Source organism: Paraburkholderia jirisanensis, assembly GCF_054782355.1.
In genome coordinates, this window is the sequence record NZ_BAAGSQ010000006.1 from 12,940 (window position 1) to 34,928 (window position 21,989).

19 protein-coding genes are annotated in these 21,989 nt (G+C 58.3%); 5 read left to right on the plus strand and 14 right to left on the minus strand.

Annotated features, from left to right (window positions below; genetic code table 11):
- Positions 1–9: 9 nt before the first annotated feature.
- From ACYVNQ_RS04355 to ACYVNQ_RS04385, 7 genes are all read right to left on the minus strand, one after another.
- A complete protein-coding gene (locus ACYVNQ_RS04355; protein WP_460901049.1) occupies positions 10–1,167 on the minus strand; it encodes a polysaccharide pyruvyl transferase family protein in 1,158 nt (385 codons plus the stop codon).
- Complete coding sequence (locus ACYVNQ_RS04360) at positions 1,164–2,399, minus strand: glycosyltransferase (protein WP_460901050.1); 1,236 nt, start codon at positions 2,397–2,399, stop codon at positions 1,164–1,166. The genes ACYVNQ_RS04355 and ACYVNQ_RS04360 overlap by 4 nt, the downstream gene beginning before the upstream one ends.
- Complete coding sequence (locus tag ACYVNQ_RS04365) at positions 2,399–4,687, minus strand: polysaccharide biosynthesis tyrosine autokinase (RefSeq protein WP_460901051.1); 2,289 nt, start codon at positions 4,685–4,687, stop codon at positions 2,399–2,401. Before ACYVNQ_RS04365 ends, ACYVNQ_RS04360 begins: the two co-directional genes overlap by 1 nt.
- A 17-nt stretch (positions 4,688–4,704) precedes the next feature.
- Positions 4,705–5,217 carry a low molecular weight protein-tyrosine-phosphatase gene (locus ACYVNQ_RS04370; protein WP_460901052.1) on the minus strand — a complete coding sequence of 171 codons (513 nt, stop codon included), beginning with the start codon at positions 5,215–5,217 and terminating at the stop codon, positions 4,705–4,707.
- A complete protein-coding gene (locus ACYVNQ_RS04375) occupies positions 5,214–6,266 on the minus strand; it encodes a polysaccharide biosynthesis/export family protein (RefSeq protein ID WP_460901053.1) in 1,053 nt (350 codons plus the stop codon). The genes ACYVNQ_RS04370 and ACYVNQ_RS04375 overlap by 4 nt, the downstream gene beginning before the upstream one ends.
- A gap of 162 nt (positions 6,267–6,428) precedes the next feature.
- Positions 6,429–7,811: an undecaprenyl-phosphate glucose phosphotransferase gene (locus ACYVNQ_RS04380; protein WP_460901054.1), complete on the minus strand. Its 1,383-nt coding sequence runs from the start codon at positions 7,809–7,811 to the stop codon at positions 6,429–6,431.
- Between the two features lie 102 nt (positions 7,812–7,913).
- Entirely contained in the window at positions 7,914–9,188 is a 1,275-nt protein-coding gene (locus tag ACYVNQ_RS04385; RefSeq protein ID WP_460901055.1) for an EAL domain-containing protein, read from the minus strand.
- Between the two features lie 254 nt (positions 9,189–9,442).
- On the opposite strand from ACYVNQ_RS04385, the gene ACYVNQ_RS04390 reads away from it, so the two are divergent.
- Positions 9,443–10,012 (plus strand): recombinase family protein, encoded by a 570-nt coding sequence (locus ACYVNQ_RS04390; protein ID WP_460901127.1) that lies wholly within the window; start codon positions 9,443–9,445, stop codon positions 10,010–10,012.
- On the opposite strand, the gene ACYVNQ_RS04395 is transcribed toward ACYVNQ_RS04390, so the two are convergent.
- Together ACYVNQ_RS04395 and ACYVNQ_RS04400 are read right to left on the minus strand one after the other, a co-directional pair.
- A complete protein-coding gene (locus tag ACYVNQ_RS04395; RefSeq protein WP_460901056.1) occupies positions 9,998–10,363 on the minus strand; it encodes a hypothetical protein in 366 nt (121 codons plus the stop codon). The genes ACYVNQ_RS04390 and ACYVNQ_RS04395 overlap by 15 nt on opposite strands.
- Before the next feature lie 61 nt (positions 10,364–10,424).
- Positions 10,425–11,027, minus strand: coding sequence for a recombinase family protein (locus ACYVNQ_RS04400; protein ID WP_460901057.1), 603 nt, complete (start codon positions 11,025–11,027; stop codon positions 10,425–10,427).
- Between the two features lie 514 nt (positions 11,028–11,541).
- On the opposite strand from ACYVNQ_RS04400, the gene ACYVNQ_RS04405 reads away from it, so the two are divergent.
- Entirely contained in the window at positions 11,542–12,585 is a 1,044-nt protein-coding gene (locus ACYVNQ_RS04405; RefSeq protein WP_460901058.1) for a helix-turn-helix domain-containing protein, read from the plus strand.
- Positions 12,586–12,800: 215 nt separating this feature from the next.
- Here ACYVNQ_RS04405 and ACYVNQ_RS04410 read toward each other — a convergent pair whose 3' ends face one another.
- From ACYVNQ_RS04410 to ACYVNQ_RS04420, 3 genes are all read right to left on the minus strand, one after another.
- Positions 12,801–13,994: a hypothetical protein gene (locus ACYVNQ_RS04410; RefSeq protein WP_460901059.1), complete on the minus strand. Its 1,194-nt coding sequence runs from the start codon at positions 13,992–13,994 to the stop codon at positions 12,801–12,803.
- A 253-nt stretch (positions 13,995–14,247) separates the two neighbouring features.
- Positions 14,248–15,255 carry a ParB/RepB/Spo0J family partition protein gene (locus ACYVNQ_RS04415; RefSeq protein WP_460901060.1) on the minus strand — a complete coding sequence of 336 codons (1,008 nt, stop codon included), beginning with the start codon at positions 15,253–15,255 and terminating at the stop codon, positions 14,248–14,250.
- A gap of 2 nt (positions 15,256–15,257) precedes the next feature.
- Positions 15,258–16,457 carry a ParA family protein gene (locus tag ACYVNQ_RS04420; RefSeq protein ID WP_460901061.1) on the minus strand — a complete coding sequence of 400 codons (1,200 nt, stop codon included), beginning with the start codon at positions 16,455–16,457 and terminating at the stop codon, positions 15,258–15,260.
- A gap of 398 nt (positions 16,458–16,855) precedes the next feature.
- On the opposite strand from ACYVNQ_RS04420, the gene ACYVNQ_RS04425 reads away from it, so the two are divergent.
- Positions 16,856–17,200: a hypothetical protein gene (locus tag ACYVNQ_RS04425; protein ID WP_460901062.1), complete on the plus strand. Its 345-nt coding sequence runs from the start codon at positions 16,856–16,858 to the stop codon at positions 17,198–17,200.
- Positions 17,201–17,244: 44 nt separating this feature from the next.
- Here ACYVNQ_RS04425 and ACYVNQ_RS04430 read toward each other — a convergent pair whose 3' ends face one another.
- Both ACYVNQ_RS04430 and ACYVNQ_RS04435 read right to left on the minus strand, forming a co-directional pair.
- Positions 17,245–17,592, minus strand: coding sequence for a hypothetical protein (locus ACYVNQ_RS04430; protein WP_460901063.1), 348 nt, complete (start codon positions 17,590–17,592; stop codon positions 17,245–17,247).
- A gap of 540 nt (positions 17,593–18,132) precedes the next feature.
- Entirely contained in the window at positions 18,133–19,065 is a 933-nt protein-coding gene (locus ACYVNQ_RS04435) for a LysR family transcriptional regulator (protein ID WP_175113301.1), read from the minus strand.
- A 319-nt stretch (positions 19,066–19,384) separates the two neighbouring features.
- Here ACYVNQ_RS04435 and ACYVNQ_RS04440 point away from each other — a divergent pair, with 319 nt between their 5' ends.
- Both ACYVNQ_RS04440 and ACYVNQ_RS04445 read left to right on the plus strand, forming a co-directional pair.
- Positions 19,385–20,299: a 2-dehydropantoate 2-reductase gene (locus tag ACYVNQ_RS04440; RefSeq protein WP_460901064.1), complete on the plus strand. Its 915-nt coding sequence runs from the start codon at positions 19,385–19,387 to the stop codon at positions 20,297–20,299.
- A gap of 735 nt (positions 20,300–21,034) precedes the next feature.
- Complete coding sequence (locus ACYVNQ_RS04445) at positions 21,035–21,979, plus strand: AEC family transporter (RefSeq protein ID WP_460901128.1); 945 nt, start codon at positions 21,035–21,037, stop codon at positions 21,977–21,979.
- Positions 21,980–21,989 lie beyond the last annotated feature (10 nt).

Below are 21,989 nucleotides of genomic sequence, written 5' to 3' on the forward strand. Positions count from 1 at the left end.
GCGTACCGGTTACACGTTGCCGCATCGCGCGAATCGAAGCGCATTCATCACGTCATCTGCGCCGACCTGGATACGATCAAATCCCGCACGGGTTCCACGCCAGAATTCACGGGTCGCGCCTGGCATCATAATCGTCGTGGCGACGCGGCCAGGATCAAAATCGGCAGCATTGGCGACCCATCCGCTGATACCGAGATCTGTGTATGCGCCAAAGCCCTTGCGCTCGTAGCTCAGATGGAACGCCGGCACGCCGTGCAACACCGATTCGAGTGCGCCGTGCAGTCGCACGGAAACAACGACGTCCGGCCTGTCTGTTCGTAGCAGATCCTTCAGCGAAGGAATCTCCTGTTCAATTCCAATGCTGCGGTAGTAGGCAAGATCATCGTTACCGCGACCGGTACTTTGAACGGCGAAGCTCACCCGGGCACGCCCTTTCAGCGTTTCGACTAGTGAGCGTGTCGCCGTCTCGTAATGGCGGATCTGTTTTGCAGTCCAGCTAGGTGCGCGACGTAAGACGAATGCCACATGGCGCACATCTGGATTTGCAGCTTCCGCCCGCTTCAGGATTTCCGAACTGCGCAGCCCGAAGTCCAAGACTGCCAGATCTGGCGCACGGCGCGTGTTTGCGTTTGAGGCGAGAAAGAAAGCAGACCGGTCGTCACGGACAAATACAGTCGAATATGTCCCGAGGATCCCTATCAAGTGAGACATAACGGGCCATGTCGGCATCGACGGTCCGATACTCTGAGGCAGATAGACCGTCGGTTTCCGCGCTGCTTTGGCGGCACGCATCTGCAGAATATGGCCAGCTTCGAGCTTTAGTGCCTCGATGCAGTTACGCGCCCGAAGATAGCCGCCTCCAACACCTACAACCAGGTCCACGCGATTCAAGAGCGATCGGACCTCGTCCAGGCGACGATTTCGCGTAACAGGCACCATCGTCATGGAAGCGTTGCAAATTCGAGCGATACCAGTGTCGGCCAGCACCGGAGCGCCAAGGACATTCGAGTATTCAGGGAATGACGAAGGCGCTGCAGCGACAATCGAAACCTTAGTCTCCTCGCCAAATGCACGCTTCAAAAGGGACACCGACAGATCGACGAGAAGCCCGTCGCCGGAGTTCTTCGAACTGTAGGCGTGCAGTAGCGCCACGTGTGTCGTCGTCATGCGAATTCCTCGAGCAGCAATATGCGATAGAGATCAACGGTCTTTTTGACCATCTGATCAGCCGAGAAACGTTCGACGGCAAGCGCACAATTCCCACGCATACGACGCCGCTTAATATCGTCTTTCACGAGAGCTGCGGCGGCTTCTTCAAATTGCCGCGTGTCATCTTCATTCGGCACGACGATGCCGATCTCCTCGATTTCGATCAGCTCCGCAACGCCCGATACACGCGTCGAGATAACCGGCACGTTCGCCGCCATCGCCTCGAGCGCCACATAAGGAAACCCTTCATAACGGCTGGGTAGTGCCAACAGGTCGAACGCGGAAAAGTAGCGTCGGGCATGCGGAAGCGATCCAACTAGATGCACGTTTTCCGGAATCGCGTTCCGTTGGGCACCTGCAGCCGCAGCAAAGTCGCCGGGTCCAACGACCGCGAATATCACGTTAGTGAAGCCCTTTGCGTTCATGGCATTGACGATTCGTAGCAGACGATCAATGCCCTTCTGGAATTCGAGTCGCCCCACAAACCCAATCACGAACACGTCCGTCGGAAGACCGAGAGCAACACGAGCATCGTGCCGCGGAACGAGGTCAGGCTTCGTGACACCGTTGATGATCGTCGCGACAATACCGGCCGGGATCCGCAGAGACTGCCGCAGATGATCGGCCTCGTCCTCGGAAACCGCGATGATGCGATGTGTACGGAAGCGCCCCAGTAGCCGTTCCACCAGTCCATAGAACCGGCGCTCACTGCGCTGCAGGTATGGATTCAATGTATAGACGGCGTGCGGTGTGTAGACCTGTTTCCACGGGCCAAAGCAGACCCGCGAGAGTGCGGCCGCCTTCGAACTGTGACTGTGGACAATGTCCGGCTTGATCCGATTCAAGCATCTGAACAGATGAGCGAATGCCACCATATCCGCAGGGCCGACCGAACGCACCATCGGAATGCGATGGACGGACGTGCATAGCGCGAGTACATCCTCGCCAATGATCGAGGCATCGAAGCGGTCCCCGATTGGAATGACGAGATGGATGTCAATCGCACGATATGTGCGCAAGCCACGGATCAAATCGGCGATATGCACAGCTACGCCGCCGGCCGCTGCTTCCACGACGAGCGCGACTCGCATTTTCCGGTCGAGACTGTTCCATCTCGCACTTCTTTCCGTCTGCCGCAGACTGGCGACGTGTACCGTCGCGGTCGACCGACGCTCGGTTTCAAGTTCCATTAGTGGCCCCGGCCACTAGTGAACATCTGACGCAAGCGAGCGCTGAAGCTGGGCCGGGCGTCCTCGTACGTGTACTGCACGTAACGGTATCCGCCGTGTTTCCGGCCATATGCTTGACGGCCCGAGCGCGGATCGACCCCGTTCAGGAGAGCCCCAGTGACATTCACGCCGTTATGCGCGAATCGCTTTACCGCTTCCGATAGTTCCGCAATACGTGTCTGCCCTGCTCGGACGACGAGCATCACCGTCGCGCAATGCCGTGCGAGAATTACCGCATCTGTGACAACAAGAACCGGCGGCGAGTCAATGAGCACAAGGTCATAGTCCCGCGAGCAGGTTTCAAGAATCTCCTCAATACGAGCGTGCATCAAAAGCTCGGCGGCATTCGGTGGCAATACGCCGGTCGACAAGAAATCAAGATTCGGTGCAACGTTCTGGTGAATCGCATCCTTCAACTGGACACCGTCACTTACGACATCGGTCAGTCCCCGTTCGCGCGAGCGCCGGAAGTATTCGTGGAGATAACCCTTTCGCAAGTCACCATCGATCACAAGAATGCGTTTGCCACTAGACGCTAGCATCGCGGCGAGATTGGCCGAAACAAATGACTTACCAACGCCGGGAATGGGTCCCGACAGAAGGATCAGGTTGTTCCGCGCGTTGACCATCGCGAACTGCAATGCCGTTCGCAAGCTGCGTAGACTCTCGATGGCAGGTTCGCGTGGATGCGCCTCCGCCAGCAGACGATCACCCGGCGCGCGCTTGGCAATAAGGCGCTCAATGCGCTGCTGATAGGGCGATGCGGGAATCGTCGCATACACGCTCAGACCAATCTCCTTCTCGATCTCGTCAGGCTCGTCAATGCCCGCAAACAGGAAGTCGTGTGCAAACGCGAAACCGATACCGATCAGGAGACCGATCAATGCGCCAGCGCAAATGGTTACAGGCCGGTTCGGAAAGGTGACGTCTTCCGGCACCACCGGTGTATCGACGATTCGTACGCTTCCCGTTTTGCCAGCGCGCACCAACTCCAGCTGCTGGATGTTGTTCATCACAGCCATATACAGGTCGGTATTGACCTTTACGTCCAGCATGAGGCGCGCGGCGTCCTGCTGAAGATCAGGTAGTCGCTTGATCTCTTGATCGAATGACTTTTGCTGGAGCGCCAGCGTCGCCATTTGTGCATTAAGTGCGACGACTTCGGGATGCGTAGGGGTGTAACGCGCGGCCAACTCATCACGCTTCTGTTTCAGCTCTAGGAGACGCGTTTTCGCATCTGCACTTTGCTGCAGCGCAATCTTCGCCTCCTCTGGAAGATCGACTGTCCCCTCTCGGTTGCGCAGACTCGTGTACCGATCTTCCGAAAGCTCGAGCTGCCTCTTCATCATTGGCAACTGCGCGTTCAAGAAATCGAGCGACTGCGCCGCGTCTTGTGTCTTACGCTCGACATTCTGTTTGACGTAGTATCGCCCAACAGCAAGCATCTCATCATGGACGAGCTTCGGATCGTGGCCTTTTAGAGTCGCGACCAGAACGTCTGATTGCTTAATTTTTTCTTCGATATCGAGACCTTTCTGCATGGTCTCAATTGTTTCCAATCGGGAGTTCCGAACCAGTTCGAACTTCGTGCCCGCGAGTGCATTCGCCGATTTGACGTGTAGCGTAATAGGACCGTATCCAGTACGCGTAACTTGAGTTACACCGATCTTGCCAATCATTGGTGCGTCCAGATCCCAACCGCTCAGTCGATACTGGCCACCAGAAAGAACGGTGAGCGTAAAGTGATCACTCTCCAACCGTTGCGGGACATCAAATTGCTCGACTTCGATGCTTTCTGTACCCCATGCAAAGCCGCCGAGTCCGAAGACGCCAGGTTGCGTGATAGTGTCGTTAAAGCGTGAGATGAAGTCCCCGATCACCGGGAAACGCTTGGGCTTGGCGACGATGTAACCATGCAGCTCGTCGACGACGCTCGTCACTACGAGCCGGGACTCCATGATCTGCTGTTCGGCGGCTGCGGTGGCCTTGTAGTCAAACAGCGACGAGACATCGCCAAGCAGGCTCTGTGCCGCGGCGGCAGCCATGTCGCTGCTGTCCTCAACCTGAATGAGGGCATCTGCCGTGTACAGCGGCGGATATAGGTATGCAAACAGGGTGCCGATGGTGAGACACACCAGGATTGCCTTGACGATGAACCAACGATACGCGACCAGGACGTCCAATACCCCGATTAAATCGATCTCGTCCTTTGTTGGCTCCTCGCTGGTGAGGGGCTGATTCGTTTTCATTCTGAGAAAGTGTGCTTTTATGAACCGATCAAAGTTGAGATTTCTGTGCTTCGTGCCTGCGACAACGACGCAGAAACTTTAGCGATGCGTGACGACCAGCCTTTGACCCCAAGTTCAATGAGTCTCAAGCTTTCTTCGAAAGACGCGCGGTCCCTTCGATATGGATCGGGAACGTCATACCCGTCGACCGACAATCCCGGTGTCGCTGAAAATTCCCCAATCCGAAAGACGCGACCGTGCAGCGACGCATATTTCCGTTTGAGCAACTCCTTTTGCACGCCGTCCATCACCAAGACCAAATCAGACTCCGCGCAAAGGCCGGACGATAGCTGACGACCGCGATGTGCCTTGATGTCCAGGCCGCGCTCCCGCATAAGCGTCACCGCCAGCGGATCGGCGGTACGACCGATCAAGGCATGAATGCCCGCCGATTCCACTGATACCGAATCGACGCGATGTGCGAGCAGTGCTTGGGCCATCGGGCTACGACATATGTTGCCCGTGCATACGACAAGAACCCGCTTAATCATTTGGCGACAAGCCCGGCAGTCAGACCCGCATCGATCGCAGGGAGCAAAAGACTAAGAATGCGATTGATGCGTACGAGATCAGTCGCGTCCACGTAGACAACGTCGTCTGGCCGCAATGGGAAGCGGTTCGCCATGACCATCGACACGGGCGAGCGAGCGTCGAGGTGGAAAATCTCGGGGTTTTCGCTCTGTGCGCCCCTGATGACATACAGCTGTTTCGGATTCGAAGTCGAAAGGTTGAAGCTGCCGGCCTGTGATAAAGCGTCGGCTAACGAAAGCGTGCCGTCCTGTTTCGGGATGGCGATGGTGGGCTTCGCAACCTCACCAATGACGTATGCGCCGTCCTGGTCCCGCGAGGTGACACGCAGTACGTCGCCGCGGCGAAGATAGATGGATGACGGGCTAAGACCGTGCTGCATCAGCACGGGCAGATTGAGCGTGTACGACTGGTCGTCCCTGAGCAGTGCAATGCGTCCTTGATCAGCTGCCGCAGTAAAGCCCCCTGCCCGGCCGATAGCCTCAGTAAGTGTCATGGGGACATCGTTGATCTGCTGCGCGCCCGGTGCATGAACTTCCCCATCAACGAGAATCTCCTTGGATCGAAATGAAGCCACGCGGACCGTCACCTGCGGATGCTCGAAATCTTGGGACAATGCCGTAGTGAGACGTTGCTGAATCGCGCGGGTCCCGAGTCCTGCTACGTGGAGAGAGCCAACGTAGGGAAACTGAAGATTCCCTTCCTGATCCACCACAAAGCCTTGTGGTGCGTCGGCCTGTCGTGGCGCGCTTTGCGGCAACGCTCCTTGAGCGGCGGCGAGCTCCGGGTGATCCCATACGGTGATTTGCAGGATATCTGCCGGGCCGACCGTGTAGCTTCCTGGCTGGACGCTCAATGCGCGCACGCTGCGGTCGAGCTGCTGCTCATGAATCTGCATCGTGGTCGCCACGGTATCTGCGTCGATTTCCAGCACACGAGCGTTCGAAACGCGCTCGTTGGGGGCAGTGGCCTGACGGTCTGCAGTGGCTTTCATTTCAGCCGGGAGATCCATGCCAGGTGCCATCGCGCAACCGCCAAGGAGCGCTAATGCCAAGCCAAGGCAGAGAAGCGAGACTCTCTTGGGAGTGAAATGCTTGTACACGTCCGGTGCGGTTTGGGAGTGAGGCTGCATCAATTCTTCTCTTTCGTTAGTCGAGGTGGCGGATGTTCGTCGTTAATAAGCGCGTTCGCTGACGAAGCCACGCCAGATTGTCGAAGCGACGATGCGAAGATCCAGCCAGAAGGACCAGTTACGCAGGTAATACAGATCGTGATCGACGCGCGCGGCCATCTTTTCGAGCCGATCCGTTTCTCCGCGGTGACCGTTGATCTGTGCCCAGCCGGTTATGCCGGGCTTGATCCGATAGCGGTCCATGTAGCCGGTGATCAGCGAACGATAGAATTCGTCGTGCTCGAGCGCGTGTGGCCGTGGGCCGACGACCGACATATCGCCCCGAAGCACGTTCACGAACTGCGGAAGCTCATCGAGACTGGTTCGACGAAGGAAGCGGCCGAGACGCGTCACTCGCGGATCGTGGCGCGTCGCCTGCCGGACGACGCCGTGCTCCGTCCGATGTAGGCGCATCGTGCGGAACTTGTAGATAGTGAAAGCGCGCCCGTTTAGACCCTTGCGCTTCTGCCTGAAGAAGACTGGCCCCGGGGAAGACAATTTGACTGCGAGCGCGATACCAGCAAGGACTGGCGAGAGCATAAGCAGCGCGGCAGCTGCGAACAGGCGGTCGAAAACCTCTTTCCCGTTGATTACGTCACGCGGAATCGAAGATGGCGACAGTGAAATCGCTGGCCGCCCCATCAGATCGAGCACACCTGCCGTAGCGCCGATTCCTAGAGAAGCTACGTCGGGCAGGTAGCGTAGATCGACGACGGTGCCACGCAGAGTGTGGACACAGCGCTGAAGCGCTTCGTCCGCGGTGAGCGGAAGTGCAAGCCAGACCTCCCGCAGTTCAGCGGCCTCGGCCATTGCGTGCAGATGCTCCAATTCGCGGGAGTCCCGGCGCTCTGCTCGCGCCGACACCGGCCGATCCACACCATGCAGCTCGATGACCTTTACTACCCGGAATCCAAGTGACGTGTGCAGCGCGAGATCGCGGAGCACTTGATCGATGTAGGGGCTTGAACCAACGACTGCCACCGGCCTGATGTCCGCACCTGCGCTCCTGATGCGAGCCAAGACCACGTAGACGACGCCGCGGACACCGAGAAGCCCCAAGCCCGTAAAACATGTCCACGACGAAAGCCATTGCAGTGACAGGGAGTGAATGCCGCGCAGCGCGATGACGAGCGTCGCCCCGATCATCTGCACCGTGAGCCACGCCAGCGACACGCGCAGGAACAGGAGAACATGTGCACGCCCGCGCCAAGACCGGTAGATCCCGAACAAGGGAAAGACTGCGACGGCGATAGCCATGATCAACGCGCTGAAAATCGCATGAAGCAGCGGTTCGGGAACCGACTCACCGAAGCACAACCGCGCGGAGACAAGCGCCCCAAGCACGATCACCGTGATATCGGAGAGGCGCGCGCAAACGACCTTCACCTGATTTCCCCCGTATTGAAGTTGCTCCGCCGCGAAAAGTGGGCAAAGCCGGTCCCGTGGTCGCCCGTGGAGCAACCGCCAAATTTCGATTACTTGCTGGAATTACTGCGTGCTCTGGCCGTAACGAACCAGCCCCTTCCCTTGCGGAATGCGCTGATCTCGCTCCGCGAAATGGAAGCCCTGAAGACATGTCGCGCCGCTCTCCCGGGCAATACGCGCGTCCACTTCCGTCTCAATGCCTTCAACCACTACAGTCTTCACGCATGATTTCGCGAAGGCGACGATGTGCGTGAGACGCGATATTGCCGTGCCGTCAGTTCGCGCTGCGCGTATGAGAGAGCCGTCGATCTTCGCGATGTCGGCCCCGAGATCGAGCAGGCTTTTAAAGCTGCTGTGGCCACCGCCAATATCATCGAGCGCGATCCGACATCCAACGTGCTGAAAGGCCTGCACGAAGCCGCAAGCCTCTCGATAGTCCGTAAGCGGAACCGTTTCCGTGATCTCAATCGTTAGACGCTGGGCGACTTGCGGAGATTCACGGAGTGCCAGTAATGTCAGGGCCCACCATGCATCGACGGTGGCGCTCTGCGCCGAAATGTTGCAGCCGAGTCTCGCGTGCGGTTCGCCGCGCAGCGTCTCAATGACGGTATCAACGACCCAACGATCAAGCCTGCGCATCAGGCCGAGACGCTCGAGACTGACTAGTCCGCCTCCAACCCGGACGCGATCCGATTGATCATCCGGCGTTTCACACAGAAGCACTTCCTCGTACGCCACCATGCCAAGGTCAGTGGCTTCGTGGACCGGTTCGAATTCCACGCTCAGTCGTCCGGTGCTCATGGCGTCGAACATTCGCTCGGCAACATCCATGTCGACAAGGAACTGATCGCGCCAGGCCTTACCAGGCTGCGCATCTTGAAGTGTTGCTTCGGCGATCACCGAAATATCGAAGGGACAGTCGCCCATGTCGGCGACCTTCGCGACAATCACAGGAAACGCGAGTGCCGCGCCGGCCATGACCGGACGGTCGCCAAGAATGGCCAAGACGCGATCAAGCAGGATCGCCGTGATCGGCGTCCAGCCGACGTCGGTGGCGTGCTCCGAGGTCGGTATGTCGAAGATGAACAGCATGTGATTGCCGCTCGTCGCGACGGAGCCGCTGCGCTCTTCGCATACGACGCGCGCACGCTCAAACACGGTGTGCCTTATTGCGGTGGCAAACGTGCCGCCGTGTGCCTGCTCGATCTGACGCAGATTCGTGATTGAAGCAACGATGCAGAGGGGTTCACGCGTTGCATGCCCGGGCGCGTTTTTCACGCCGAGGCGAGAGAGAAGCGCGCCAAGCTCGAATGTTTCAGGCAGCGAACTGGAGTTCATGCGGCGGCTCGCACACAGCCGAGCACGCCCATGAAAAGGCTAAATGGGACGAAAACGTTCGTTTCTGCCAGAGTTCAGCCTACACGGAAAAACGCTTGTAGAACATAGGAAAATCAATGCTTCAGGTGCGGCTGGAAAGACGGGTTTTTGAATGGACGAAAAGGAAGGTTTCCGTCAATCCATACGAACAATCGAACGGCCGGCAAACACATCATCGCGGTTGCTTCCGGTCGGTTGACGATGCAGAGGCCGCAATGCGAAAAATCGGATACGCACGGGTGTCCACCGAAGACCAGCACCTGGACCTTCAACTAACCGCACTTCGCGAAGCGCAGTGCACCCTACTCTTCGAGGACCATGGGGTGTCAGGCGCGAGCGCGCGACGGCCCGGCCTCGAGCGCGCGCTGGCACGCTTGAAGAGCGGCGATACACTCGTTGTTTGGCGACTCGACAGGCTCGGGCGCTCCATCAGCCATCTGGTGAATCTGATCGAACGGCTAAGCAAGCGTCAGATCCACTTCAAATCACTGACGGAATCGATTGATACAGGCACCTCGGGCGGCATGCTCGTTTTTCATCTCATGGCGTCGCTCGCGCAATTCGAGCGCGCCTTGATCAGCGAACGAACCAAGGCCGGCCTGATGGCAGCGCGCGCACGTGGTGCTTCTCTGGGACGCGCGCCACGGCTCAGCGCGGAGCAACGCGCACAGGCACTAGAACTGCTGAGGTTTCAAACGTACGAAGAGGTGGGTGCCGCGTTCAACGTGAGCGAGCGGACGATTCGACGTCTGGTGGAGACAGCGATGAACTCAGATAGCTGTTGACTGCTCCGCGCTGGCAATAGCCTCGCGGAGCGTCTCAATCTCATAGATGCTGTGCCCCATCGCGAAGGGGAGCGTCTCGAGCAGCGTTAGGTATGACCGGCAATGGCGCAGGAGCTGGGGCATACATTCGCCCTGGTTTGCCCGATCACCGATCGATTGACGTTGAATGACGGAGCCGATGTGCCAGCCCTGAAAGCGCGCGGCATCCGTCGGATGCTTGTACGCCGAATTCCATTCGCCTCGGGCAATGCTCTCGTTGTCGCGCTCAGGGACGTATGCAAAGCGCTCGAACATTTCCTGTTCGAACGTCTCCAGGCTCTCAAGCAGTTCAGGCTTTGTCGCACCAGGCATCGGTCAGTTGAGCGCTCAAAATTGGTTGGGGCGAGAATATATCGCAGTACGCAGCGAGTTGTCACATCGCAGCGCTTGTAGGCCTTCCTCGTCGAACGTTTGTCGATAGCCCTACCCTGCTTAAGCTTCGCATCAGGGTCTGCGGGTGGATGTTATATCGTGCGGCGACTGTCGCGCGTGGATGAGCCTCGAGCAATCTCTGCGCCTCGTAGCACTGTTCCATGCTCAACGCACGTCGTCGCCCATGCGGTCGTCCGTTCGCACGAGCAGCTGCTATGCCGGCGCGCGTACGCTCGCCGATGATCTTACGCTCCAGCTCCGATAGCGCTGCGACGACGTGGAAATAGAACGAACCCATCGCCGTCGTGGTGTCGATGGTGTCGATGAGACTGACGAAGTGAACGCCCTTCTTCGCGAGGCGCCCCATCAGATCGATCAGCTTGGCGATCGAACGGCCGAGCCGATCCAGACGCCATACGATGAGCGTGTCACCCCTCTTGAGTGTGCGGAACAGTCGATCAAGACCGGGGCGCTTAAATTGCGCACCCGAGATTCCATGGTCAGTAAAGATCCGATCACACGACGCCTTCTGCAGTGCCGCGATCTGCAAGTCGAGGTGCTGGTCATCGGTTGAAACACGTGCGTAGCCTATTCTCATCTTCATCTTTCATCGGGCGAGCCGAGCCACAACCCGATGGCATTCGTTGCCTTGGGGCTGATCAAGTCACGCTTCTAAATTGACGATCCAGATTCGGTCACTGCTGCTGCGCGAATGGGTCGCATGTCACAGCGCAGATGTGCGGTTGGCTGCCAGCGGAAATCACCGCGGCGCCGTGGGGCTTGTGGCCTCCGCAGCGGGAATGGAATTCGTCTCGGATATATCGCTGCAACGCGCCAACGTTTGCTCGACCGTCTTTTAGTTGCGGTCACAACCGTTGTACCAGCGTCAGCGAGTCTCGATTTCGGATCGGAGAGAGAACGCAGCCTTATTAGCGGGCAATCAGCATGGCGCTGGTTACCTTGATCCTTCTTGATCGGCGTAAGCGTTCAGAGAACATCTAGTGGCAGAATTCTAGATCCACTTAAATACCAGTAGTTTCCTGTCCGTCCCGATGTTTGCCTGAGCGTCCAGGCCGGTCACATTGGTGACACATTCGACACAGGGATAGGAGTTCGCAGTGTCGTCGCCCGCCATGCAGCAGATACCGTACGTCCGATTTGATTCGAAGGACGTGCCGCCAGATGATCGCCTCGACTATTGGCAGGGAAGCCTGTCCAATGTCTGCACACTGAGCTTCCCGAAAGAGCTGACGGCCGCCGGCTTTACCGCGAGCAATGAGATGTGGCTGCTCGGCGATATGATGCTGAGTCGACGCGAATGCAGTCCACACATCCTGCATCGTTCAGAGCGCTCGATCAAACTCGACCAGCTCGATCACTACAAGATCCATTTTCGGGTCGGGCATTCGGCGAACACAGACATGATGGCTGGCCGTCGTTTTGTGCACGTTAATGCCGGTGAAAGCGTGCTCACCGACATGGCCCGCCCTGAGCTCGTTCATGTCGACGGCGGCACGACGATCGCGGTCATCATTCCGCGCGATCGTCTCGACGCCCTCCTCCCTCGCCCGGTCGACTTACACGGCGTCGTCCTCAATGGCGCGTGCAGCGTCCTGCTGGCCACTTATCTCGCGACCTTGACCGAGACCATCAACGGACTGGCACGCGAGCAGCTGCCCGGCGTCACGCAGGCCACACTTCAATTGCTCGCAGCGACAATCACGCCGACGGTGGACACCCTCGCTCTGGCCCGGCCAATTGTCGAAGCCACACTCATGCGCCAGATCCGGCACTTCATCGAAACAAACCTTGAGCGCCCGGGGCTTTCGCCCGAACTCACTTGCGTGCATTTCAAGATTTCGCGCAGCGCGCTGTACCGGATGTTCGAGCCGCTCGGCGGCGTAGCCAGCTTCATCAAGGAACGCCGGCTGTATAACATTCATGCTTTGCTGACCTCGAGCGAGAGGCGCCCTCACCTTCATCGACTCGCCGAAATGCATGGCTTCAAAACGGCAGCCCATTTCAGTCGCGCGTTTCGGGAGCAGTTCGGGTACAGCGCACGCGAGCTTTTCGCAGCGTCCCCACAACGCCCGGTCCATATCCCGGTTACGGGCGGTCCACGTTACTCGATGGATCGTTGGCTGCATCTGCTCCGCGGCTAATGGGCCCTCGCGCGATTATTACGGGATTCGTAACGTTTACTACGAGCCATCCCGTGGTGCTTCGAGATACCGGGCGCAGCGCCGCACATACCCCGCTCCATCGTCGCTAAGCGCGTGAAACATTCAGCGGAAACAAGGTGAAGCCCTTAGTGGACAGGCGTTTCGGCGATTCGCAAAACGCTCCCCGTATGTTTCACGGGTGGTCGCATAGGACATCACGCTGCCCTGCCCGCGCCGATGCCGATCCCGCGCAACGCGGCACGCAGATTCGCGAGATGGCTACCGGCCGTCGCCGTAATGACGCGTGGTGCGTCCGGCGTCGGCGTCAGGGGGACCGTGCGCGACCGGCGCTCCTGTGCGAACGCTTCGAGGTCTTCCTCGGACGCCACGCGGATACGACCGGAGCGGACAGCCCGCGCGAAGCGCAGCTGCCAGTCGCCAGCCTCGTGCCGGGGCACGCTTTCGTCGACGCTGTAGACCGCTAGCGACGCACCCTCGGCGTCGAGGACCAGCTTGCGCGTTCCGGTTTCGTCCACGAGCGTCTGACCGGCCAGCTCGGCGACGAGGGCCTGTGCGGCGTCACGTTCGGCCTCGGTGTCACGGCTCGCGGCGTGCTCGGCGTCGCGAACGCGGACCTGGTAGCCGAAGTCGACCGGATTGCGAAGCAGGGCGCGCAGGTAGCAAATCGGTCGCTTGGCGGCCTTCAGGTGCGCCCACGTGGCCTCCACAACGTCCGACAGACGCTTGCCTGCTTTACGGGCCTGTTTCATGAGGTTGAAAATCAAGAACTTCGAAAAACCCAAGGGCAAGAGGCGCTGAAGGTCCGCAGGCACTTGCCCCGGTTGTCTCTTTTGAAAAGCAGGAGGGGGAAGATCTCCATATATAGCACCGTCTGCCACGTTGGCACACGGACCCTCAAACGAACCGGCGGGTGCGGCAGGAGTAGGCGTAGGCGACGGCGGCGTAACAGCTTCGACGAGACCGAGCAGGGTAGCCGCATGTTCAGTCAGATGCAGGTGCACGCGCCCGAACTTGCCGACTTCGACGTAGCGAGCTTGAACGGTGCGTGTGATCAACCCGGTCGACTCGAGATCATCAAGGCTGCGATAGAACGTCCGTGGGGACAGCATCGCGCGATCCATAAGCAGCTCGCGTCGCGCGTAGATCGCCGCGTATGGGCGTGCAGCGTCCACGGTGCGGGCTAGGGCAGCCAGAACCGCACGCGCCCGCGACGGAAGCGCGTCGACCCGGGAGGCGCGGAACGCGGCCCGGAAGATGATCCAAGGGAGATTTACTGCCTCGCTCTGAAAAGCGACTAGCGCCGCTGCGTCAATGCGGTTATCATCCGGCCCGTCCTGTGAAGGGTGCACCTCACCCTCGCCAGCAACGTCATGTTGCGCGATAGACATATCCATTCCGTCTAGAAATGGTTGATTTCTCTTGACGGCCTGGTTCTATCCGCTACACTCAGGGCGTACGTAATCCCACCTAGGTTTTCGTACCCTCGCCCGCGTCAACGGGTTGAGATTCGTGTGTAAGCGATGGTCCAGCCATCAAGCACGTTGTTCAAAAGCCTCCAGCGTCAACTGGAGGCTTTTGTTTTTCTGCCTCTACATTGCCTTCTCCGGTGTTTGCACTGCAAACCCATTAAAAATCAAACACTTAACTTTTTGAATCGGTCGGCGTTGCGGCTGCGAGAGATTCCAGATGCTGGCGAATCAGGTCGCGGACGCTATCAGCCAATTCCTCAGAGGCGAACTCGATGCGCATGACGTTCTTCGCAGCGCGCACGTCGCACCATGTCGCCTTTCCTGATTTGACCTTGAAGGAACTCGCAGCTGGACCTTGCTTAGGCGCGGCGTTGCTCGCCTTCGCATACTTGATCGCCTGCGATTGATCCAGCTTCTTGTCGGCGAGCTGCTGTACGGCTGCGACGACGCGCTCGCCCTTGCCTTGTTCGCTCGCGGCGGCCAACTCGAGCGCGGCCTTGGCTCCCAGAATTCCCGGGTTGCCTGCGATAATCGCGAGCGCCTCTGACGGAAGCCGGTCAAACGCTAGCAACGCGCTCACATGCCCTTTGCTGACGCCGGACTGTTCCGATATTTGCGATTGAGTCCAACCGGGATGCCGAGACAGCAGCTCCTTAAAGCCGATGTACTTCTCATAGTCGGTCAGGTCGGACTGCAAGAGGTTGGCGTAGAACGCGCTTGCTGCAGCCTCCTCGTCAGTCATCTCGACGGGCACTGCCTCGATACGGTCGCGCCCGAGCTCGGCGTACTGCTCGCCTCTGTTATGGCCCGAAATGATCTCGAATCTGCCGTTCGCCAGCGGTCGAATCGTGATCGGATGCGTGAGCTTGTTGTGGCGCAAGTTCTCGCGCAGTTCGAGCTTTTGCTCGTCGGTCAGGATTCGACGACGACCGGGCACCTCGTCTAGCAGATCGAGCGGGACCTCGAATGCAGAACCGCTCTGCCTAGCCTTGGCCAACTCGCGCTGAAGTTGGTCAATTTCTTTCTGTTGATTCAGGACACGGCCCTGCAACCCCATGAGCTGACCGGGAGCAGTTCTAGGCGATGCAGGCGCGTGAGCAGCATCCGAAGGCGCCGATGCATCATCGTCGTCGAGGTTGATGTTGGCCGCTTTCAGTCGTTGCTTAGCCGCTGTAGACATGATTACTCTTTCTCCCACAGGTAGCAGACCTTGTTGTCGATCAAATCGACGATCTGGTCGTAGGCTTCTCGAATTCGACGAAACACGGTGGCGTTCCCGTCGTAAGTCGGAAAGTCGTACACCGTGGAAAAATCGTTCGTTGTCGTCCGGGCAATATCAGTGTCTGGAATTTCAACTGGAAGAACGCGCTCTCCGTAGGTCGTAATGACCCAGTCACGCACCAGCGACGCGTTAGATCGATCCTTCATACGAGTTACGAGGATGTCGATGAAGTCAAAAACCTTAACTGCCTCGTCCGATGACTTCTGAAACTCGCGCATCCCACTAACCATGTCGGAGAACAGCGACCAAAACTGCACCATGGACGCAAAGGAAAGCGTGTCCGGCATCACAGGAACGATCACCCCATCTGCGGCAAAAAGCGCATTGATCGTCAAATAGCTGAGCGTCGGGGCCGTATCGATGATGATGTAGTCGTATTCCTTCTTAAGGTCGGCAAGACCTTCGTTCAATACGTTCCAGAACTGCGTATCTGGCGATGCATGTACGCGGGCGGGCAGCATGAACTCCGCGTTAAACAGATCGGTCGACGACGGGATAAGGTCGAGATTGTGCCAATACGTCTCCTGAGGCAGAGCGCTCATGCTGTACTTCTCGCCAGCGACATACGCTTCGACTAATGGAAGGATGGTCTGGTCGCCCGTAACCTCGGCGTGCGGATTGATCCCGTACAAGGTGGTTGCGCTGCCTTGCGGATCCATGTCGATGTGAAGGACGCGGCGACCACGACGCATTGCGAGTCCCTGCGCGAGTATCATCGACGTCGTCGTCTTGGTTACACCGCCCTTAAAGTTGCCAATGGCGATTACCTTGCCATCTTTGCCCGCGGGGCGCTGCATAGGGCGCCGCTCAGCGTTAACCCATTGGATGACTTCGGCCAGCGAAAAGTGGCGCGCTGCGCCGGCCTTCTGTTGAGATCCCTGCGGCAGCTCCCCCTTTTTAATCAGGTAAGAGAACCGCGGCTTATCGATGCCGCAGAGCTCCTGCAAGCGAGTGCTAGGGAAGGTGGGTGAAACCTTCCGGGGAAACGGCTGCAGCATCTGCGTTCGGATGCGCTCGAGCATCTTGGCCGACCGCCCCGACAGATTGACGAGGTCGTCCGGTGTCACCTGAATCGGCGGCTTCGATAAGTTGATCTCCATTGAGGTCCTGGCTCCCGTGCGATGCTGAGTTTGTGGATTCTTCCTGATTCCGTATAAAAGGCTTAAACGGGAAGAAAATCGATGCACGGGAGATTAGTCCTCTGCGACCGTTTACGCAAGTAAACATTGCACGTTTACACAACGCTGGGAAGCCCGCCCAGCATGGCTCTCCAGGCGTTTTCTAGAATCCGGATGAGCAATCTGCGTATCGTGCAGAATGCCGACGGTCAGAAATTACAATTCGAATGTCCGCTGTAGCCGGTAAATGCGGCCGGTGAGGCCCCAGCGACCGATACACTTCACCACCGTTCACTGCAGGTAATCTGCGCATCGCACAGCGACGAACCAGGGAAAATCCCAGGTCAGAAAATCCGCGGCCAAAATGATGGAGACCTCCGATGACCGACACAGAAAAACTTGAATTCTTGAAATCGCTCGAGCGCGAGCGCGTGTATTTCACCGCTTTCGTCCCCGACATTTGCGGATCCCGGGAATGCAGGGCGACCGCAGCCCAGGCACTTCGTATGGCTACGGATCATGAGGGCGTCTATGCCGAGTTGACTGGCCTGAGCCGCGAGGACTACGCGACGTGGGTGGGGCAGGGGGGAAGCGTGTATTGTTCGGCGCGCACCCAGGCAGGCAAGCCATGCAAGAGCACGATCGTCGGCGGAACACTGCTCGAGCCGAGCAAATGGAAACAACTCAATGAGGCCGGGGGATATTGCAGCGTCCATGGTGGCTAACAACCGGCGTCGTGCCGGTCTACCAACCATGGAGGCTTGCTCCCTTAGCCGTGTCGCGGATCGAGTGCACCGGGGAACCTCCCGGCATGCGACGGATCGATGGGCGCCGGCGGTGCGAAACCTGGCGATGGGGCACCCGGCATAGGTGTCGCCATTGATCCAGGTCCCGGAAACGGTAGCGTCGGCGACATCGGGCGCGTCTCCGGAATGCGGTTTGCCACGAACGTGCCGGAGCTCAGCCCGAGCAGGTAGAGCAGCTCGACGCTGAACGTTGGCATCTGCAGCCTGTAGTACGTCGATGCCAAAAACACCATGAGCAGGGCAATCGTCCAAGCGACCATCTGAAAGCGGTAGATCGAATAGCCATCCGTATCGGCGAGTATGTCGCGCAACAGGGACCTGATGTGGCGCCTCGAATTCGATCGAGACCGTCACGCATCCATCACAAGTTGATACCGGAAATTGCGCCTATCCGGCCGCTGCCTGCCGACAGGTTTGCTGACACTTCCGCAACTTCTACTGGGTGAGGGGTAGGGTAGGCAGATCAATCCGCGCCGCACGTCGACGTCATATGACCGGATAAAATCGCAAGAAAGAGCGGGCCAGAATGCCGAACATAGTTGCAATGCTTATGAAGAAGCGTCTCAAGGCCACCGATGTGCATAGGTCAAACGGCTGCCTGCTTAGATTTTGGTGGAATGGCGGTTGTGGGTTCGAACGAGGGGCGTACACAGGGTACGCTAACAGCGGACGATTCATCGATTCAGCATCGGGCCGAGTGCGGCCATGAAGAGACGTTCGTCAATCGATCGATGATGACCGCTTTGCGATGAGTGGCCATCGGCCGGCGCGGTCCGGGACCAAACTCTATATGAGGCTGATGACACGATGGGCGGACGTGACCGCCGGGAGCAGCAATGACGTATCGCACATTAAGGCCGTGGCTCGGCGCCGGCCTGGGACACGAACGAGTCAGAGATCTGAAATCCCAGGGCACCCGCCGCGAGCGCTAACCAAGCCCTGCATCCATGGCTGACATAACTCTCCCGCAGTCGCACGAGTGCAAGCTCGAAGTGTATGGCAGGTTTCACAATGGGCACCGAGACGAAGTGCCTTACATTGTTCCTTTCGATGACAGACTCGGGCAAAACGGTTATGCCCATTCCGGATGCCACCATCGCCAGTACGAGGTCAAGGTGACTGCTGCGGCCAACGATCGAGGGAATGAATCCCTGCGCGCGGCACGCGTCTTCGATCAATTGACACAGTTTGAAGTCTTTAGTGAAGGTAACTAACGGCTGGCTCTTCAGCGCAAGAATCCTCATCGCTGAATAAGCGCTTATTTCGTGTCCCGGATTGACGACGAACATCAATCGATCCGCGGCGAACTGCTGTACGACAAAGCGCTCCGTGTCGACCGGCAGCATCGCCGCGGCAATATCAATCTCTCCGTCGTCGAGTGCCTGCTCAAGGTGGCTTGAAAAAAACTCGGCAATTTGCAGTTCGATGCCGGGATACTCCCTGCGAAATTTCGCTATCACGTCGGGAAAAAACGTCGATCCAACCAGAGGTGGTAACCCAACGCGTAACACGCCCTTCAGCTCTGACTTCATGTCTTTCAATTCAGAGGTGAGTTGGCGGGCTTGACGCAGCATCTGGGTAGCGTGCCGATAGACTACCTCGCCTTCGCGGGTGAGTTTCACTGTCTTCGGCTCGCGAGTCAGTAGTCGAACCCCACACTCCTCTTCAAGCAGGCGCACCGCGCGGCTGATTGCAGGTTGAGTCACGTGCAGGATCTCGGAAGCCCGACTAAAGCCCCCGCAGTTGACTACCTCAGCAAAATAGCGTAACGCGCGAATGTCCAAGCGCCGCCTCTATAACTATCCGTTATTTGTAGGCGACTATAGAACCTTCCTGTACGGCAAACATTAATCTTCATCGATCTGTTTGTGCCGCGATGTTGCATGTCAAAGGGCACAAACTGCGCATCTGTATGAGTATTGCCGACTGTAACAGCACCCGATGGGCAGGACTGCCCACCCGACCGTCTCCTATTACAAAAGCTTATGGCGACGATGACTATAAGTCACTTCATTTTTGTGCAGCGGCCGACCACACTTCCATGAACCAAATCGCATGACCATGCATGGCCGGAATACGGTTACTGCCGGAGAGGAGTTTTAGGTGACTCAGCGCACGTCGATTGCCATAATAGGAATGGGCGGTATTGGTGGTGTAGTGGCAAGCTGCCTTCAACTATCTGGACGTCATCAGATTGTCGTATGCGCACGCCGCAATGCCGAGGCGGTGACGCTGGAACAGCCCCAAGGTATACATCGTTTAACACTCGATGTTGTGACCGACCCCCTGCAAGCCGACCATGTCGACTGGATCATACTGTGTACGAAGACACAGGACACCGCGTCGGCTTCTGGCTGGTTTGAGCGCCTGTGCGGCCCCAGCACTTGCGTCGCTGTGCTGCAGAACGGAATAGAACACGAACGGCGAGTCGCGCCTTATGTGGGAAGCCGCGCCGTTGTCCCGGCAGTCGTATATTTCAATGGTGAACGGCGCTCGGCGAGCGATTTCGGTTTCCGCCATGCCAGCGAAGACGACATCGCGATTCCCGACAGTGCCACCGGTCAAGCCTTTGCAGCCCTGTTCGAAGGGACTTCGCTAAAGGTATCACCCCGGCAGGATTTTCCGCAGCGCCTGTGGACGAAATTGTTGTTGAATGCAGTCGCGAATCCGATTACGGCCCTTACGAGACGACGCCTCGCGGTTTTTCAGCGAGGCGATATTCATAGCGTCGCATCGGACATCATTCAGGAAGGTCTGGCCGTCGCACTCGCCTGCGGCGTCGATCTTGGCGAGAAGGCGCAGTCACAGGTGCTGGCGCGACTCTTGTCTTATCACCCGGATGTGGCGACGTCCATGTATTTTGACACCGTCAACGGACGCATACTGGAAGTGGATGCCCTAACGGGCGCTATTGTCCGAATGGGCGAATTGTGTGGTGTACCGACGCCCACGAACCGAATACTGTTAGCTCTACTACAAGCGGTAAGCGACGGCGCAAAATTAGAGGAGAGACGCTAGGGCTCACGACACCGCGGGTGCGATTCCCTGGTTGGTTTGCGCAATGAGCGACGGTTCACGCGCCGTCTGCAGCCGTTGATGCGACACACCTCGCCGACCGCTCAGGGTCGCGTGCTGCCGACCGCCGGCTCGCGAGATTCAGGTGGCGTATGCCGATTGAATCGGACAGCACCCGGCCAGAAGCGGCCGGTCGGGCATGACCGGGAGAACAGTGAAGGGCTCTGTGCGAGGATGACGTACCGACGATGCGCAACGCGCGAATGTCCAAGCGCCGCCTCAATAACTATCCGTTATGTGTAGGCGACTATAGACCCTTCCTATACGGCAAACATTAATCTTCACCGATCTGTTTGTGCCGCGATGGCTGCACGTCAAAGAGGGCGCAACCCGCACAATCTGTATGAGCATTGCCGACTGCACGTTCATTTGATCGGCAGGACGCTTGCCGACCGCCCCTATAACAATAGCTTATGGCGACGATGACTATAAGTCACTTCATTTATGTGCAGGAGCCGAGGATACTGGCTCGAACTGATCCAAATCGCATCACCACCGCAGACTTGTGGCTGCCGCCAAACCAGGGAGTGCTCAATGACCTCAGTGAGCATCGATTGCAGTAATAGTCTCGAGTTGTCCGGACGTCATCGTATTGTTGTATGCGCACGCCGCAGCGCGGTGTCGTTCGAGCAGCCCGAAGAAAATCCTGGTGGGGCAACCTACCGATGTGCACGACCGATGTTGACCACGCTCGAAATCCTGATTCCTGTCTTCGCATTGATCTTCGCCGGCTTTGGCTGCCGGCGACGCGATCTGCTCGGCCCGACGGCCGCCTCCGAACTGAACCGTTTCGTCGTGTGGCTCGCGCTGCCCGCGCTGCTGTTCGACTCGATGGCGCATTCCACCTGGCAACAGCTCGATCAGCCGGGCTTCGTTGCGACGTTCTCGGTTGCGTGCGTGGTGCTGTTTCTTGGCGTGCTGATCGTGCGGCTCGCGCAGGGACGGCATCTCGCCGACGCAAGCGTCGACGCGGTCGCGGCGTCGAATCCGAATACCGGTTATATCGGCTTTCCGCTCGCGTTTATCGTATTCGGCAATGCGGGCCTCACGCCGACGACGATCGCGACGATCATCGTCTCGTGCGTGCTGTTCGCCCTCGCGATCGTGCTCATCGAGGTCGGGTTGCAGACCGAGCGCGCGCCGCACAAGCTCGGCTTCAAGGTGCTGCGCTCTCTCGCAAAAAATCCGCTTATCGTTTCTCCGATCGCGGGCGTGCTCGTTGCGAGCGCGCATTGGACGATGCCGCACAGTGTCGAGACGTTCCTCAAGCTGCTGAGCGGCGCGGCGAGCCCATGCGCGCTCGTGAGCCTCGGGCTTTTTCTGGCGGAGAAGCGGCCAGTGGGCAACGGACGCAGTACATCGTTTGTATTCACGGCGATCAAGCTGATCGTACAGCCAGCGTTCGCTTGGTGGATGGCGGCGCGAGCGTTTGCACTGCCAGCCGATACGGTCGGCGTCGCCGTGTTGCTAGCCGCGCTGCCGACGGGCACCGGGCCATACATGCTGGCGGAGTTCTATCAGCGTGAGGTGCACGTGACGTCGCAGACCATTCTATTTTCTACGGTCGCGTCACTTGTGACGCTGTCGGTGCTATTGGCGATCATGCAGCGGCACGGGTTCTGATTTCTTTGAG

Bases quoted from the DNA above. Each gene is read 5' to 3' on its own strand.
- ACYVNQ_RS04355 (WP_460901049.1), bottom strand. From the start codon at position 1,167: ATGACGACGACACACGTGGCGCTACTGCACGCCTACAGTTCGAAGAAC.
- ACYVNQ_RS04360 (WP_460901050.1), bottom strand. From the start codon at position 2,399: ATGGAACTTGAAACCGAGCGTCGGTCGACCGCGACGGTACACGTCGCC.
- ACYVNQ_RS04365 (WP_460901051.1), bottom strand. From the start codon at position 4,687: ATGAAAACGAATCAGCCCCTCACCAGCGAGGAGCCAACAAAGGACGAG.
- ACYVNQ_RS04370 (WP_460901052.1), bottom strand. From the start codon at position 5,217: ATGATTAAGCGGGTTCTTGTCGTATGCACGGGCAACATATGTCGTAGC.
- ACYVNQ_RS04375 (WP_460901053.1), bottom strand. From the start codon at position 6,266: ATGGATCTCCCGGCTGAAATGAAAGCCACTGCAGACCGTCAGGCCACT.
- ACYVNQ_RS04385 (WP_460901055.1), bottom strand. From the start codon at position 9,188: ATGAACTCCAGTTCGCTGCCTGAAACATTCGAGCTTGGCGCGCTTCTC.
- ACYVNQ_RS04390 (WP_460901127.1), top strand. From the start codon at position 9,443: ATGCGAAAAATCGGATACGCACGGGTGTCCACCGAAGACCAGCACCTG.
- ACYVNQ_RS04395 (WP_460901056.1), bottom strand. From the start codon at position 10,363: ATGCCTGGTGCGACAAAGCCTGAACTGCTTGAGAGCCTGGAGACGTTC.
- ACYVNQ_RS04400 (WP_460901057.1), bottom strand. From the start codon at position 11,027: ATGAAGATGAGAATAGGCTACGCACGTGTTTCAACCGATGACCAGCAC.
- ACYVNQ_RS04410 (WP_460901059.1), bottom strand. From the start codon at position 13,994: ATGTCTATCGCGCAACATGACGTTGCTGGCGAGGGTGAGGTGCACCCT.
- ACYVNQ_RS04415 (WP_460901060.1), bottom strand. From the start codon at position 15,255: ATGTCTACAGCGGCTAAGCAACGACTGAAAGCGGCCAACATCAACCTC.
- ACYVNQ_RS04420 (WP_460901061.1), bottom strand. From the start codon at position 16,457: ATGGAGATCAACTTATCGAAGCCGCCGATTCAGGTGACACCGGACGAC.
- ACYVNQ_RS04425 (WP_460901062.1), top strand. From the start codon at position 16,856: ATGACCGACACAGAAAAACTTGAATTCTTGAAATCGCTCGAGCGCGAG.
- ACYVNQ_RS04445 (WP_460901128.1), top strand. From the start codon at position 21,035: ATGTTGACCACGCTCGAAATCCTGATTCCTGTCTTCGCATTGATCTTC.